Here is a 13,511-nt window from a genome sequence, read left to right as displayed (position 1 = left end):
CGATACTTCGGCTGTTGAGAGAACCGGTATTAGCGTCAGCAGCTCAGTTCTAACTCTTCATCGCTGGTTCGGTGTACTTAAATACAATCAATCGTGCTTCTTGGATACTTTTGTCGGCCTGGACAATAAGATTCAAATTGTCTTCAATAAATATTTTCACTTCGTCCGGAGTCATGCCCTCAACCTCCCGCTCAGTAAGTATTTTGATGCAGGCCGAAATAAATCCTTGGCCTATAGCAATTTTCGCGGCGCATTTGCCAGGCAGTGGTGCAAGCGGCAAAAGGTCTTGAATATCAAAAGTAGGAATAGCTTTGAGCCGCATTCCGAGCGAATGAAAGTTAGTTACGCCAGCTTCTACTGGCCCCGTAAGCTTTTGGCTTACCACTTTGAGTTCTCGGAGCGCGCTCTCGACCCCTGTAATAACAGAGTGGACATGAATGAGCGTGACGTGCATGTGAGCCGCAGAAATGCTCGCCATGGAGATCTCCATTTCTTTTCTACGTGCAGATTCTCTGGTAGCAATCCAGATAGTTCCTGCCAACGTGCAAATGGTTCCGATTGCGGCAATCCAATAGGCCCATTCGGCTACTCCCAGGGAGCATCCGGTTTCACCCATTTTGCACCACGGAATCCAAACAGCAAGCGAAAGTCCAGCAAGTGTGGCCACCGCTATCGCAGCGACAATTATGCAAATCGGTTTGTGCCAAGCCATCAATCCTCCAATTTAAGTTGGCGGAATCGTAACACGGCGAGTATTGGTGGTGGAAAATGAAACGCTCACCCATGAAGCCCGGCAAGCCCTTGTCGCGTACGCCATTCAAGCGCACCTCGCCCATGCCCAGCACTGGCATGCTCTCCGTGCAGTCGCACCAGCGCACTGCGCCGAAGCGCAAGGCCGGCTTGAAGACCAAAGGACCGCGCTCGACACCAATCCGGCGCGCCGCGCGCGGACAGGACTGCACGCTGCGCCTGGCGGTCTGCAACTTCGACCCTGACACCACCGTGCTTTGCCATTCGAACTTTTTAAGTGACGGGAAGGGCATGGGCCTGAAGGCGCCAGACACGGCTGCGGCGTTCGGCTGCAGCGCCTGCCACGACGTGCTCGACGGCAGGCGCCCGCGCCCGGCTGATCTGTCTCTGGCCGGCCTGGAGGCCGCCTTTCGCGCGGCTGTCGGCATCACACATGAAATTTTACGGTCAATGGGCCTGCTCGCTGCAGTCCCCAACGACCAAAAACAAAATATGGAACACACATGACGCGCATTAACTTCCGTGAATTCGTGCTGGGCGCCATGCCCGGCACCAAAGCCGATATTGTCACCAAGTCAGGCGTCAGCCAGGCTGCCGTGCTGCGCTGGGTACGCCTGCTGCACGCTGAGCGCAAGATTTACATCGCCAACTGGAAGCCGCACCCACGTGCCGGTGCGGCAATGGCCGTGTACGCCGTCGGCAACCTGCCAGACGCGCCGTGCACGCTGCAGCACCTGACCAAGCGCCAGACGCGCCTGCGCTTCGAGGCCAAAGCCAAGCAAGACGGCCGTTGGGACTCGATGAAGGCGCGCTGGCGCAGCAAGTACTGGATCCGCAAGGCGGGCGCCGTGGGCGATCCTCTGGTGGCTGCGCTGTTCGGCGCGCCGCGCGCGCAGGAGGGTGGCCATGCGTGACTATGGCAAGGTGCAAACCACTTTTTGGACCAGCGAAGACACGAGCAGCATGTCGGATACCGGGCGCATGCTTGCTCTTTACCTATTGACGAGTCCGCATTCAAACATCCTGGGCTGCTTCCATTTGCCAATCGGATACGTTTCCGAGGACCTGAAATGGTCGCCGGAAAGGGTTGAGAAAGGGTTTGCGGAACTGTTAGAGAAGGGTTTCGCAACCCGTGATAACGCCTCTAAATGGGTTGTCTTGCACGCCTACTTGAAGTGGAACCCAATCGAAAACCCGAATCAAGGCATTGCGGCCGGGCGCCTGTTTGAGCAGATTCCAAACCGCTCGACCGTGAAACCCTTGCTGGCTGCGGCTCTCCGGATACATTCGAAGCATTTCCCTCGCCAGATTCTGGATGATTTTGGAACCGTTCCGGAACCGTTACCCCAACCGTTTCGAAACCAGGAACAGGAACAGGAACAGGAACAGAAGCAAGAACAGGAAAACCCCCTTGTCGAGCAAAACCAGCTCGACCCCGTGAAAACGATCTTCGCCTACTGGCAAAAAGTCATGGACTCGCCCAAGTCGGTTCTGGACGACAAGCGCAAGCGGTTTATCGCCAAGGCGCTCAAGGGCTATTCGCCGGCCGACATCTGCAAGGCTATCCGTGGTTGCTCGAAAACGCCGCACAACATGGGGCAGAACGACGCTCAAACGAAGTACAACGGCCTGGGCCTAATCCTGCGCGATGCCGACCACATCGACCGGTTCATCCGCAACGATGCTGGCCAGGCCCGCGCCAGCGCCGGCAACGAGTCGATCGAGCAGACGAATGCCCGCGTGATGCGCGAGCTGATGGGCACTGCCGCTCCGGCCGGCGACATCATCGATGCGGTGCCAGCATGAACGCCGCCGACGCGCCTCGCTTCATGCAGCTGCTGGCCGAAACCTTGGCCGCCTACGGTAAGCCACTGCCAGAGCCTGCTATGGCCCGCGCCTGGATGGCCAACCTTGAGCCGTATCCGCTTCGTACGGTGGCTGCTGCCATGCAGGCCTACCGTGACGAGAATGGCGAATTTGCGCCGGTACCGGCCGGCATCGCCAAGCGCTGCAAGCTCATGGACGGCCGTCCTGGCGCCGAGGAGGCATGGGCAATCGCACTGATCAGCCAGGACGAAATGGCCAGCGTGGTCTGGACGACCGAGATCGCCGAGGCGTTCCGGATCTGCCGGCCCGTGCTCGACTCCAGCGGCGCCATCAGCGCGCGCAAGCCGTTCCTGGAAGCGTACGAGCGCATCGTCGCCGCGGCGCGCCTGGATCGGCGCCCGGCCGAGTGGCTGGCATCCGTGGGCTGGGACAAGGCGCGCCACGTCGAGGTGCTGGGCAATGCGGTGAGGGCAGGGCTGCTGCCGGCGCCGGCTGTGGCGGGCCTGCTGCAGGGCAAGCAGGACCAGACGCCGGACGATGCCGCGCGCGAGCAACTCGCTGCAATCAAAAAAATGATTGCTGACGGCGTGGCCGCAAAGGAGGCGGCGCGCGTGGAGCGTGTCGAGCAGCAGCGCCTGGCGGACGAAGAATTCATGCGGTCGACCGCCGAGCGCGTGCAGCTTTACCTGGCTGGCGGCAGAAATGCACCCGGCCCGGCAAGCGCGAATGCCGCTCAGGATTTGCCAGAGGCACCGCCGGACTGCGCAAGGGCCATGGCCGCTACGAAGTGACGTACCCATCAGAAAAAACGGCTTAAAAGGCTTTAGATGAAAAATCAAGAAAACGAAATCGCAGCAAACAAGCGCCTGGCCGAGCTGCTGGGTTGGTCCAGCATTGTCGAGGTGGGTGGCGCCCTGGTCGGCACGCCGCCGGCGGGCGCCGCCGAAAGTCGTGGCCAGGCGCTGGTACCGGACTGGCTGGGCGACTGGACGTCGGCCGGGCCGCTGGTAGTTGAGTACCGCGTCGATTTGGAGTGGACGTATGGCGGACGGGATGTGGTTGCTATCATCAACCGGAACGATATGTACGAGGAGTTCCCCGTGCTGCTGGCTGACTTCAGTACGCCCGATGCTGCGGCACGTGCGGCCGTGGTGCGCGCCGTCGCCGAGCTGGTGGGCTGCGCATGATGGCCCGTGGCTTGCAGGCGTTGGGCCGCCTCAAGGTCGGCGCCATGAACAAGACCGAAGCCGCGTATGCGAAGACGCTGGAGCTGCGCAAGGCAGCTGGCGAGGTGGCCTGGTACAAGTTCGAAGGCCTGAAATTCCGCCTGGCGGACAACACTTTTTACACGCCTGACTTCGCCGTGCTGCTGGTCGACGGCGCGCTGGAAGCGCACGAGGTCAAAGGCCACTGGCAGGACGACGCGCGCGCGAAGATCAAGATCGCGGCCGACATGTACCCGCTACGCTTCGTCGCTGTCCAGGTGCTGCCGAAGAAGGCAGGCGGCGGTTGGAAATTGGAGGAATTCTAAGGTGGGCTTAAATTTTAAACAGGGTTATATTTGGCGAAAGTAGTATTCATAAATAGATATTTTACTTTGGTCTTTATTTTGGTAGTGAGTAGTTGTAATTATTCGATCCGCCAATCCTATAGGATGTCGATATTATTTCTTCTAAAGGTATCTCTAAGAACGCACGGTCTTTCTGTAGAAATAAAATGTATGTGTTATTAGTTCGAAGCATCAAGCTTGTCGAGGAGGTTGAGATTTTATCATGTAAGCGGTCATCCTTACACTGTAGTTGAACCAACGTTCCTCCGCCATAACCGGACAGTCTGAGGAATTTTGCATATTGATTGGGTTGAAATATATTGAATATGCAAAATGAAAAATAAAATATAGTAAGGGTGAAAGAAATTGGCCACCTTGCTTTGTGGAAGTTGAGAACAAAGCCGGAAGTGAAGCCATATATGAATGCGATAGTCATGAATAATTCTTCATCGCCCATCATTGTTTTTGGATTGAAATAAATAAGCCCATAAGAAATTGCAAGCATGAATAAACCAGTTGCTAAGCAAATACTTAGTTTAATTGCGACCGATCTTTTATGGAATTTTTCATAATCGCTTTGAAGTTTATTGAACTTTTTCAAATCTTTATCTTGAAAAAATAAAGATATGTTATTTAGGGTTTGATTTGACTTTATGTAGTTGTAAAATTTTGGGATTTTTGATTTTATTAATTCTGGCGTGACTCCAATTTTGTATATCTGTTTGTATAGCAATTGTGGGGTGTATGGAAGTTTTAGGATAGTAATTTGAATTGATTTAAGTAGTAGAATTGTAATTGAAAATACCAATGCGCTAGATAATAGCAGGAATAAACTTGAAAATGCAATCGTGGCTTTTAGGTATGGGACACTTTCAAACGGTGCTCGGAATCCCATCTCATATGCGTAGTAATAAGTTGCATAATCGCTCAGAATGCCAAGAAGCCCCGCTCCACCCAATATTCCCAATAGGGAACTTAAAATTAGCTTTATTGGGAGGCTGTATGGAATAATAAGTCTTACTTTTTCAATAAATGAAGAAATTTTAGTGTTTAAGTTGGTATTTGTATTTTGCATTTTAAAAAATTATTGCTTTTTTAATTGTGATGATTTTTTATTTAAATGATCATAAAATATGATTTCTGACGGTGATTATATTTTCCGGGATTTATTTTTTATTTCGATAATAAGATGATTTCTGGAAAGCTAATGGTTGTGGTGATATTTACCTGTATCTAATGCAATTTTACGATTGGGTCGATATTTTTCCGTTATTATGTAGTGATAAAGATGGTAAATCAATAAAATGTTATAATTTTTCATAATTTATCGTCGCGCAGTTGTGTAGCTACTTCATTTACTTTGATTTGTAAATAGTATGAAGTCTGGTGTAAGTTGCGGTGGGCTTGAAGATAAGCCTCTGAGACGTGTTAACATTGCCCGGAAAAAACGGAGGAAGCATGGGTTTCGCAGATAAATATGTTCATTCGCTCAAGTCATCAAACCTGATGGACGATGCATTTCATAATGACCTCGATGCCATCGCGGCGGCGGCGCTGGCCGGAGATCTGGGCTCGCTACTGTGCCGCGTGAAGTACGCCGACGGCACGCTCAACCGCATGTTCGAGGGCAACCATCAGAATCTGGCGCAGCTGCTGCGCATCTGGACGGCCGAGGTAATCAAGCGCGGTCGCGCGCGCAAGTGGCTGCCTGAAAACACAGCCTGGGATGCGCAGTCGGCGCAGGCGCTGTATCGGCGTGTGGCCGAGAAGTCACTGGCGCACTGGCTCGACGGCAAGTGCAAGGGCTGCAGCGGTACCGGCGTCAAGGTGCTGCTGGGGAACGGGCAGTGCACCTCCTGCAAAGGAACCGGCGTGGCGCCAGTGTACGGCGTGGCCGGCCTAGAGCTGGAGCGCGTCAAGGATATGGTGAGCGAACTCAGCGCCATTTATGACAGCCATTCCGGCAGGGCAGGCGGCCTGTTACGCGGTGGAGACATGTAGCGCAGGTTTTCTTAATCCTGTGTTTACAAACAGTATTTCTGCGGTATACTCCAGACTCTTATTCAAGAAAATTCTTCCGGAAATCGTAATGTGCGCATCGCGCCACCGATAGCTGGAATTCGCGACAGTACCCGGACCCAGCATCGGACCTGCTCGCCTTGATTTTGCCGCTTACCACGCATTATGGCCGTGGGAGCAACATCGAAGCCACCCTTGAGGCGGCTTTTTCTTTGCGCGCCACTTTCGATTCCGAAATTTCCGCAATGTCCTCGCCGACGCACCTGAGCCGCGAATGTCTGGCCCGCTGGGCGCCGATACAGTAAAAGTCTAACTCAAACCCCTCCATTGCTCTCTGCAAGGACTTTTAAGTGCTATTATTTTCTTTTCAACTTTGAGAAGGAAACATATGTCACTGATTGAGGCAGGTTATCAGAAATTCTTCGTATCTCAAGCGGTAGACTTGGATGGCAAGGTCGCTTGGTTCGCAAACTTAATTATTAGGCACAAGGGCGACGATAAGGATGTGACCGGAACGATGGACATATCGCTCCAGCTTAACGGATTTGATTTGCTCGTTAGCGCGCATCATCGTAAATTTCTGCTGAAATATGGGCATGTGATCCAATTGGATGAGGGTAAGCCGAAACTGTATGGCGAGTACAAGCTGCTCGTAGTTGATGAAGGTTCGGTGCACACCTCCAAATCAAATGATGGTGCGCTCTTAACTTTTTCTATCGCTTCAACCGGAGGCATTACGATCGGTGAAAAGTACATGTCATGTGACAGTCAATCGACTGAATGGCAGAATGATCAAAGAACTTTTAAACGAGAGATTTTGCTTGCCATCCACCGATCGCTCTATCAAAAGACGCTTACTATCGGCTCTTCGAGCTGAGCTTGTTGTAAATGGGTAGCGTTCACCCATTTCGGTAATATCTGATCTGATCCGATCATCCGCCTGTCGCATTACTGCGCTGGCGGCTTTTCTATTTGAGGTGCAGCACGTTCGATATCGACTTCCGCCGGATGATCATCACCATTGCTTTGGCGGGCACCGTGATTGGCGGCGCCGTCGTTGCGCTCGTGCTGCTGGCTTGGCACTGGTTGTGAGCACTGGCCCAGCCGACGCTGCACGCCTGGACCACCTGACACTTGCGACTGCCAGCGCGCTCCAGTGGCAGGGCTTTGAAAAACGGGCGCAGTCACCGACGCATCATGGCCAAGAGGCTCCGCCGCAATTCAACGGGGCCCTGCTTGGCACGGGCGGTTACACAGGTTATCCGCATTTGCGGGAGCTATCAGCGAGTACCGGCTAACGCCTTGGGCTTGAAGGTATCCTTCAGCCGCGACCAGACCTTCCTCCATGACGAGTTGCACTGCGGTCTCGACAATTGCATGAAGTGCGCTGTCTGGAGGATAGCCTCTGTCAGGCGCAAGAGCGTCATTTTTTGGCATCACATCAGATCCTTGTTCGAAATCAAATGATGTCAAAGCCACCTGAGTGGACTTTGATTTGCCTCAACACATCGGTGAGTAAGCGAAATGAATAAAATCCAACACCCATCGAATAACGGCGTTCTCGGCGCGCCAGCGGGCTGGGACCAGGGAGAGCTGCCATGCGGCGCTCTGCCGATCACGCGCACGCACGTCGGCGATCTGCCTGCCGTGGTGTCGTACTGGTGCCCGAGCGCCGAAGAGCTGGCCGTGTTGAATGCCGGCGGCTCCATCGCGCTTTGGGTGCTGGGCATGTCGATGCCGCCCGTCAATTTGAGCGTCGAAAGCGCTTGAGACACTACATTTAGTAGGTCGCGAGCAAAAGTGTCAAAAAACACCGGGATGAGACCACCAAAATTGCCGTCAAACACTACATCTAGTAGGTCGGAATGAAGAAAATCCGAAATTCCGCAGCGCCCACTTCAGCGCGCCCGATGCCGCCGCCCGAGTTCGCCGACCCGCTGAACAACCGTTACATGCCCGCGCCCGAGGTGCTCAAGTGGGCGCGCGCAACCATCCTCACCGAAGGCGGCGCGCTCTATAACGAAGACCACGCCCACCTGGAATATGCCGATGTGCAGTTCCTGTGGGCGCCACACGGATTCGCCAAGCAAGGCCGCACCGTGTTGGGCCAGTGCGAAGAAATGACGTTCCGCTGTGGACCGTGGCAAAAGGGCCGCCAGCAACAGCAGATGGCCGACTGGTTTGGCGCGGTGCCGGAATTCCTCATTACCTTGGACGCATCGTATTGCCTGACCTGCAGCGACGCCGAATTCTGTGCGCTGCTCGAGCACGAGCTTTATCACATCGCCCAGGAGCAGGATGAATTCGGAGCGCCGGCATTCAACAAGTACGGGCTGCCGAAGTTGTGCATGCGTGCTCATGACGTCGAGGAGTTTGTCGGCGTGGTCCGGCGCTACGGCGCCAGCGAGGACGTGCAGCGCATCATCGACGCGGCAAAGACGGCGCCAGAAGTGGCGAAAATCAACATAGCGAGGGCGTGCGGAACGTGTCTTCTAAAGGCTGCGTAGCCTTTACGTTGCTTTACAGGAAACTAAACCATGGCCGCACTCAAGGACGAGGTGAAGCTGTTCATCGTCAATGCGCTGGCCTGTTTCGACGCGCCCACGCAGGTGTCGATAGCGGTAAAAGAGGAATTCGGGCTCGATGTGAGCCGCCAACAGGTGTCCTGCTACGACCCGAATACCTACGTCGGCAGGAACCTGAGCCAGAAATGGCGAATGATCTTCGAAGATACCCGGGCCAAGTTCCGCGCCACGGCCGAGGAAATCCCGATTGCCAGCAAGGCATTCCGCCTGCGTGGCCTGGGCCGGCTGGCGCAGAAGGCCGAGAACATGCGCAACTTGCCGCTGGTGGCCAGCCTCTATGAGCAGGCCGCCAAGGAAGTGGGCGATATCTACGTGAACAAGGGCAAGGCCGAGCAGGCCGACCAGGCGCCCACACCTGTCACCATCACCTTCGGCGTGAAAGACGCCAAGCGCCATGACGACAATCCAGTTTGACCTGAACGTACCGCAATCCAACTTCCTGCAGCTGCCGCACAAGTTCAAGGCCTACGTGGCCGGGTTCGGCTCCGGCAAGACGTTTGTGGGCTGCGCCGGAATCTGCGCCCACTTTTGGCAATGGCCAGGCATCAATCAGGGCTACTTCGCGCCGACCTATCCGCAGATCCGCGACATCTTCTATCCCACGATGGAGGAGGTGGCCTACGCGATGGGCCTGCTCATCAAGGTGAAGCAGGGCGACCACGAGGTCGAGGTATATGAGGGCCGGCGCTATCGCGGCACGGTCATTTGCCGCTCGATGGAGAAGCCGGAAACCATCGTCGGCTTCAAGATCGGCCACGCGCTGATCGATGAGCTGGACGTGATGCCTTTGAAAAAGGCGCAGACGGCCTGGCGCAAGATCATCGCCCGTATGCGCTACAAGGTGCCTGGGCTGATGAACGGCATCGACGTGACGACGACGCCCGAGGGCTTCAAGTTCGTCTATCAACAGTTCGTGAAGGCCATCCGGGACAAGCCTGAGCTGGCCAGCCTGTATGGCCTGATCCAGGCCAGCACCTTCGACAACGAGCTGAACCTGCCAGATGACTATATCCCGTCGCTGATGGCCAGCTACCCGCCGGCGCTGATTGATGCCTACCTGCGCGGCAAGTTCACCAACCTGACGAGCGGCAGTGTGTATGCCGACTTCGACCGCGCGCTGAACCACACGAATGAGATCATCCTGCCCGGCGAGCCGCTGATGGTGGGCCTCGACTTCAACGTGCAGAACATGACCGCCTGTGTCAACGTGGTGCGCGACGGCCTGCCGCGCACGCTGGCCGAGCGCGTGCAGGTGCGCGATACGCCAGCCATGGCCAGGATCCTGAAGGAAGACTTCAAGGACAAAGGCCACCAGGTGAAGATTTTCCCGGATGCGTCCGGCCAGAACACCAGCAGCAAGAACGCCAGCGAGTCCGACCTGTCCATTTTGCGCCAGGCGGGCTTCCTGCTCGAAGTGAACCACTCAAACCCTGCGGTCAAGGACCGGGTCAACGCCTACAACGGCATGATCCTGAACGCGCAGGGCGAGCGCCGCTGGAAGATCAACACCGACATGTGCCCGACCACCACCGAGGCGCTCGAGCAGCAGGTGTGGGGAACTGACGGCCAGCCTGACAAGAAATCTGGCCACGACCATCCGAATGACGCGAACGGCTACTTCCTCGTGAAGCGCTACCCGATCGTGAAGAGCACGACGACCACCGCGCCGCTGCGCATGTAACAACAAGGATTTCCATGACCGACGCCGTACGCAAACAATCAGCCGAAGCCGCAAAGCTGAACGAGGATTGCGCCCTGGTAGCCGCGCTGCTGGGTGGCACCAAGGCCATGCGGGCTGCCGGCAAGACCTATTTGCCGCAGTGGCCAGGCGAGGACGCCGCAAGCTACGATCTGCGTCTGGCCGTGGCCACGTTGTTCCCGGCCTATGCTCGTACCATTGATGTGCTGTCGGCCAAGCCGTTCAGCAAGCCGGTGACACTGGGCGAGGATGTGCCGGAACGGCTCAAGCCTTGGTTGCAAAATGTCGACTTGTCCGGCCGCGACCTGCATAGCTTCCTGTCGGAGATCACCCAAGAGGCGATGGGCTACGGCTTCGCTGGCATCTTGGTCGACTTCCCCAAGGCTGGCAATCTAGTCACGAAGGCCGACGAGCAGGCCGCTGGCGTACGTCCGTACTTCGTTCAGGTGCACGTGCAAAACATCCTGGGCTGGCTGCCGAAGAATGCCACCAGCCTGAACGGACTGACCCAGCTGCGGTTGCTGGAAAGCGTGTCCGAGCCGGATGGCGACTTCGACACCAAGGAAATTGAGCAGGTGCGCGTCCTGGGGCGGGGCACCTGGCAGACCTGGCGCCAGCGCGAGGCCGGCAGCAAGAAGGAGTGGGCGCTGTTCGAGGAAGGCGTCACCACGCTGGAGACAATCCCGTTCGTGCCCGTCTACGGCAAGCGCCTGGGTTACATGCAGGCCACGCCGCCGTTGCTCGAGCTGGCGCATAGCAACATCGAGCACTGGCAAAGCAAGAGCGACCAGCAGAACATCCTGCACATTGCGCGCGTGCCAATCCTGTTCTCCAAGATGCTGGGCGAGGGCGGCATCACGGTCGGCGCCGGGACCGCAGTGAAGTCGGACTCGCCCGAAGGCGACCTTAAATTCGTGGAGCATGGCGGCAAGGCCATCGAGGCCGGCCGCCTGTCCATTCTCGACCTGGAAGACCGCATGCGCCAGGCTGGTGCCGAACTGCTGGTGATCAAACCGGGCAACGTGACCGAATCGCAGACACTGGCCGACAACGAGCAGGGTGCGTGCGCGCTGCAGAAGATTGCGGGCAATGTGGAAGACGCAGGCGACCAGACGCTGCAGTTCATGGCCGACTGGGTGAATGAGCCGGAAGGCGGCCACATCACCATTTTCAAGGACTTCGGCGCGGCGTCGCTGGCCGAGGCCAGTGCGGAATTGCTGTTCAAGAGCGTGGCCAACAACAGGATTTCCGGCGAAACCTACTTCAATGAGCTGCAACGCCGCGGCATCGTATCGCCAGATTTGAAGTGGGAGGATGAGCAGGAGCGCATCCAGTCCGCGCCACCTGACCTGGCGGGGGAATAAATGGGCGCGCTCGAAGAGTGGATTGCCGAAATGTTCCTGACGCACTCCCTGAATCTGTTGCGGTTCTCGGCAGGTACGCAGGACAAGATCCTGCTGTTGATGGCGGCCATGTCGAAGGAACTGACGGCCAAACTGAACGAGGGCGAGATATCGACCTATGGCAAGCAGCGCTTGGGTGCGCTGTTGCGTGAATCGAATGCGTTGATTTCGTCGCACTACACTGGTATGCAGGCGGAGATGACCCGCAACCTGACCGGCATGGTGCGCATCGAGGCCGATTACACGGCCAAGGTGCTGACTCAGGGCCTCAAGATCGAGCTGGGTGCAAAGCTGCCGCCGGCGAGCTACCTCGAAAAGCTGGTCGGCGACACGCTCATCAAGGGCGCGCCGTCGGCGGACTGGTGGAAGCGTCAGGCGCTCGATACGCAGTTCCGGTTCGCCAGCCAGGTGCGGCTCGGCGCAGCGCAGGGCGAAACGACGTCGCAGATCGTGTCGCGCGTGCTGGGCAAGAGCTCGAAGGTGGCCGATTCGCTGGCCAACAAGCCGGCATTGCCTGCCACGCCTCCAATGCCCGATGCGAAGGCGCCGCCCGCCGGGCCGGCAACGAAGCCGGGTGTGCCGCCAGCTGATCCGGCCGCCAAGCCTCCCGGGGCCGCACCGGATCCTGTCGCGCCGGGCGAGCAGGGCATCTTGAAAACGTCAGCCGCAAACGCGCGCGCACTGGTGCACAGTTCGGTGCAGGCCGTGGCCAACGCCGCGCGGCTGGCCTCGTTTCAGCAGAACGCGGACTTGATCGATTGCCTGGTCTGGCTGTCGACGCTGGATTCGCATACCTGCCTGCTGTGCGCCATGCGCGACCTGCACGAGTACTCGTTGCATGACCAGGAGCCGATCAACCACACGCACGAATGGGCGGGCGGGCCGGGGAGCATCCATTTCAGCTGCCGCTGTACGCTCAGCACGCGCACCAGGTCATTCAAAGACCTGGGCATCGAGCTGGACGAGCCGACTGATGGCACGCGCCCAAGCGATGGCGGGGCAGTCAGCGGCAAGATGAATTTCGCCAGCTTCCTGGCCAGTAAGGACGCGGCGTGGCGGGCTGAATACTTGGGCCCGGGCCGTGCCGAGATGTATGAGGCGGGCAAGATCACTCTGAACGACCTGATGAACCTGAAGGGCCGCAAGCTGACGTTGGAGCAATTGCGGGCGAAGTACCAGTAAAATGAAAAATAGGTAATTTACCTAAAACATTGATTACTGGAAGGCGTAAAGATGGCGTTCGATATATTTGTTGAGCATGATGAGAAGCGGAGCGGTTACTGGATTCAAGGTGATGGGTTCGATTTCTTCGCCTACTTTACCGGCGACGAGAAAAACGAATTCATTGAATGCGACTCGGTCCGAAGGGAGGGGAGCGACTATGCCCTCCATCTATCCATACGCCTTGGGCGAAACGGGAAAGTCGATAAAGATATTCTAGAAAGCGCCATTCAACGCGAGTTGAGCAAATATTGGCTATAAGTTAGGAACGCAAATCAGCAAACCCGTCACGGCGGGTTTTTATATTCATTTCAGGCCGCCCGGGCAACCAGGCGGCTAATGAGATGGTCACCCTCCACCCTATAAGTTACTAAACTTATAGGGTGTTTTCATTTCTGAAGGAGGCCATCATGGAAAACGTTACGCTCATCGGCATCGATCTCGGCAAACACAGCTTT

17 protein-coding genes are annotated in these 13,511 nt (G+C 56.5%); 15 read left to right on the top strand and 2 right to left on the bottom strand.

What is annotated here, in order from left to right:
- Window positions 1–49 precede the first annotated feature (49 nt).
- Window positions 50–712, bottom strand: coding sequence for a hypothetical protein (locus CSQ93_RS21660; RefSeq protein ID WP_158301313.1), 663 nt, complete (start codon window positions 710–712; stop codon window positions 50–52).
- Window positions 713–768: 56 nt separating this feature from the next.
- On the opposite strand from CSQ93_RS21660, the gene CSQ93_RS21655 reads away from it, so the two are divergent.
- From CSQ93_RS21655 to CSQ93_RS21630, 6 genes are read left to right on the top strand one after another with little or no spacing between them, the layout of a single operon-like run.
- Window positions 769–1,257, top strand: a complete 489-nt coding sequence (locus tag CSQ93_RS21655; protein WP_199534472.1) for a nuclease domain-containing protein — start codon at window positions 769–771, stop codon at window positions 1,255–1,257.
- A complete protein-coding gene (locus CSQ93_RS21650) occupies window positions 1,254–1,664 on the top strand; it encodes a hypothetical protein (protein ID WP_099379826.1) in 411 nt (136 codons plus the stop codon). Before CSQ93_RS21655 ends, CSQ93_RS21650 begins: the two co-directional genes overlap by 4 nt.
- Entirely contained in the window at window positions 1,657–2,556 is a 900-nt protein-coding gene (locus CSQ93_RS21645; RefSeq protein ID WP_099379825.1) for a hypothetical protein, read from the top strand. The genes CSQ93_RS21650 and CSQ93_RS21645 overlap by 8 nt, the downstream gene beginning before the upstream one ends.
- Complete coding sequence (locus CSQ93_RS21640; protein WP_099379824.1) at window positions 2,553–3,368, top strand: hypothetical protein; 816 nt, start codon at window positions 2,553–2,555, stop codon at window positions 3,366–3,368. The genes CSQ93_RS21645 and CSQ93_RS21640 overlap by 4 nt, the downstream gene beginning before the upstream one ends.
- Before the next feature lie 36 nt (window positions 3,369–3,404).
- Window positions 3,405–3,764, top strand: a complete 360-nt coding sequence (locus tag CSQ93_RS21635) for a hypothetical protein (RefSeq protein ID WP_099379823.1) — start codon at window positions 3,405–3,407, stop codon at window positions 3,762–3,764.
- A complete protein-coding gene (locus CSQ93_RS21630) occupies window positions 3,761–4,108 on the top strand; it encodes a DUF1064 domain-containing protein (protein ID WP_233516290.1) in 348 nt (115 codons plus the stop codon). Before CSQ93_RS21635 ends, CSQ93_RS21630 begins: the two co-directional genes overlap by 4 nt.
- A gap of 73 nt (window positions 4,109–4,181) precedes the next feature.
- On the opposite strand, the gene CSQ93_RS28985 is transcribed toward CSQ93_RS21630, so the two are convergent.
- The gene (locus CSQ93_RS28985; RefSeq protein WP_158301312.1) at window positions 4,182–5,201 is read right to left on the bottom strand and encodes a hypothetical protein; all 1,020 of its coding nucleotides are present in this window, start codon (window positions 5,199–5,201) and stop codon (window positions 4,182–4,184) included.
- Between the two features lie 383 nt (window positions 5,202–5,584).
- Between CSQ93_RS28985 and CSQ93_RS21625 the strand changes: the two genes are divergently transcribed.
- From CSQ93_RS21625 to CSQ93_RS21580, 9 genes are all read left to right on the top strand, one after another.
- Window positions 5,585–6,127, top strand: coding sequence for a hypothetical protein (locus tag CSQ93_RS21625; protein ID WP_099379821.1), 543 nt, complete (start codon window positions 5,585–5,587; stop codon window positions 6,125–6,127).
- A gap of 406 nt (window positions 6,128–6,533) precedes the next feature.
- Window positions 6,534–7,022, top strand: coding sequence for a hypothetical protein (locus tag CSQ93_RS21620; RefSeq protein ID WP_099379820.1), 489 nt, complete (start codon window positions 6,534–6,536; stop codon window positions 7,020–7,022).
- A gap of 647 nt (window positions 7,023–7,669) precedes the next feature.
- The gene (locus tag CSQ93_RS21610) at window positions 7,670–7,915 is read left to right on the top strand and encodes a hypothetical protein (RefSeq protein ID WP_099379818.1); all 246 of its coding nucleotides are present in this window, start codon (window positions 7,670–7,672) and stop codon (window positions 7,913–7,915) included.
- A 95-nt stretch (window positions 7,916–8,010) separates the two neighbouring features.
- Window positions 8,011–8,652 (top strand): putative metallopeptidase, encoded by a 642-nt coding sequence (locus CSQ93_RS21605; protein ID WP_442778344.1) that lies wholly within the window; start codon window positions 8,011–8,013, stop codon window positions 8,650–8,652.
- A 30-nt stretch (window positions 8,653–8,682) separates the two neighbouring features.
- Window positions 8,683–9,144: a DUF2280 domain-containing protein gene (locus CSQ93_RS21600; protein WP_099379816.1), complete on the top strand. Its 462-nt coding sequence runs from the start codon at window positions 8,683–8,685 to the stop codon at window positions 9,142–9,144.
- Window positions 9,125–10,411 (top strand): terminase large subunit domain-containing protein, encoded by a 1,287-nt coding sequence (locus CSQ93_RS21595; protein WP_099379815.1) that lies wholly within the window; start codon window positions 9,125–9,127, stop codon window positions 10,409–10,411. The genes CSQ93_RS21600 and CSQ93_RS21595 overlap by 20 nt, the downstream gene beginning before the upstream one ends.
- Window positions 10,412–10,425: 14 nt before the next feature.
- A complete protein-coding gene (locus tag CSQ93_RS21590; RefSeq protein WP_099379814.1) occupies window positions 10,426–11,793 on the top strand; it encodes a DUF4055 domain-containing protein in 1,368 nt (455 codons plus the stop codon).
- Complete coding sequence (locus CSQ93_RS21585) at window positions 11,794–13,014, top strand: hypothetical protein (RefSeq protein ID WP_099379813.1); 1,221 nt, start codon at window positions 11,794–11,796, stop codon at window positions 13,012–13,014.
- Between the two features lie 51 nt (window positions 13,015–13,065).
- Window positions 13,066–13,314 carry a hypothetical protein gene (locus CSQ93_RS21580; protein ID WP_099379812.1) on the top strand — a complete coding sequence of 83 codons (249 nt, stop codon included), beginning with the start codon at window positions 13,066–13,068 and terminating at the stop codon, window positions 13,312–13,314.
- The last annotated feature ends 197 nt before the right edge of the window (window positions 13,315–13,511 follow it).

Origin of the sequence: Janthinobacterium sp. BJB426 (assembly GCF_002735705.1) — a bacterium.
GTDB lineage: Bacteria > Pseudomonadota > Gammaproteobacteria > Burkholderiales > Burkholderiaceae_D > Janthinobacterium.
This window is presented reverse-complemented; position numbering and strand designations above follow the sequence as displayed.

Bases quoted from the DNA above. Each gene is read 5' to 3' on its own strand.
- CSQ93_RS21660 (WP_158301313.1), bottom strand. From the start codon at position 712: ATGGCTTGGCACAAACCGATTTGCATAATTGTCGCTGCGATAGCGGTG.
- CSQ93_RS21655 (WP_199534472.1), top strand. From the start codon at position 769: ATGAAACGCTCACCCATGAAGCCCGGCAAGCCCTTGTCGCGTACGCCA.
- CSQ93_RS21650 (WP_099379826.1), top strand. From the start codon at position 1,254: ATGACGCGCATTAACTTCCGTGAATTCGTGCTGGGCGCCATGCCCGGC.
- CSQ93_RS21645 (WP_099379825.1), top strand. From the start codon at position 1,657: ATGCGTGACTATGGCAAGGTGCAAACCACTTTTTGGACCAGCGAAGAC.
- CSQ93_RS21640 (WP_099379824.1), top strand. From the start codon at position 2,553: ATGAACGCCGCCGACGCGCCTCGCTTCATGCAGCTGCTGGCCGAAACC.
- CSQ93_RS21635 (WP_099379823.1), top strand. From the start codon at position 3,405: ATGAAAAATCAAGAAAACGAAATCGCAGCAAACAAGCGCCTGGCCGAG.
- CSQ93_RS21630 (WP_233516290.1), top strand. From the start codon at position 3,761: ATGATGGCCCGTGGCTTGCAGGCGTTGGGCCGCCTCAAGGTCGGCGCC.
- CSQ93_RS28985 (WP_158301312.1), bottom strand. From the start codon at position 5,201: ATGCAAAATACAAATACCAACTTAAACACTAAAATTTCTTCATTTATT.
- CSQ93_RS21625 (WP_099379821.1), top strand. From the start codon at position 5,585: ATGGGTTTCGCAGATAAATATGTTCATTCGCTCAAGTCATCAAACCTG.
- CSQ93_RS21620 (WP_099379820.1), top strand. From the start codon at position 6,534: ATGTCACTGATTGAGGCAGGTTATCAGAAATTCTTCGTATCTCAAGCG.
- CSQ93_RS21610 (WP_099379818.1), top strand. From the start codon at position 7,670: ATGAATAAAATCCAACACCCATCGAATAACGGCGTTCTCGGCGCGCCA.
- CSQ93_RS21605 (WP_442778344.1), top strand. From the start codon at position 8,011: ATGAAGAAAATCCGAAATTCCGCAGCGCCCACTTCAGCGCGCCCGATG.
- CSQ93_RS21600 (WP_099379816.1), top strand. From the start codon at position 8,683: ATGGCCGCACTCAAGGACGAGGTGAAGCTGTTCATCGTCAATGCGCTG.
- CSQ93_RS21595 (WP_099379815.1), top strand. From the start codon at position 9,125: ATGACGACAATCCAGTTTGACCTGAACGTACCGCAATCCAACTTCCTG.
- CSQ93_RS21590 (WP_099379814.1), top strand. From the start codon at position 10,426: ATGACCGACGCCGTACGCAAACAATCAGCCGAAGCCGCAAAGCTGAAC.
- CSQ93_RS21585 (WP_099379813.1), top strand. From the start codon at position 11,794: ATGGGCGCGCTCGAAGAGTGGATTGCCGAAATGTTCCTGACGCACTCC.
- CSQ93_RS21580 (WP_099379812.1), top strand. From the start codon at position 13,066: ATGGCGTTCGATATATTTGTTGAGCATGATGAGAAGCGGAGCGGTTAC.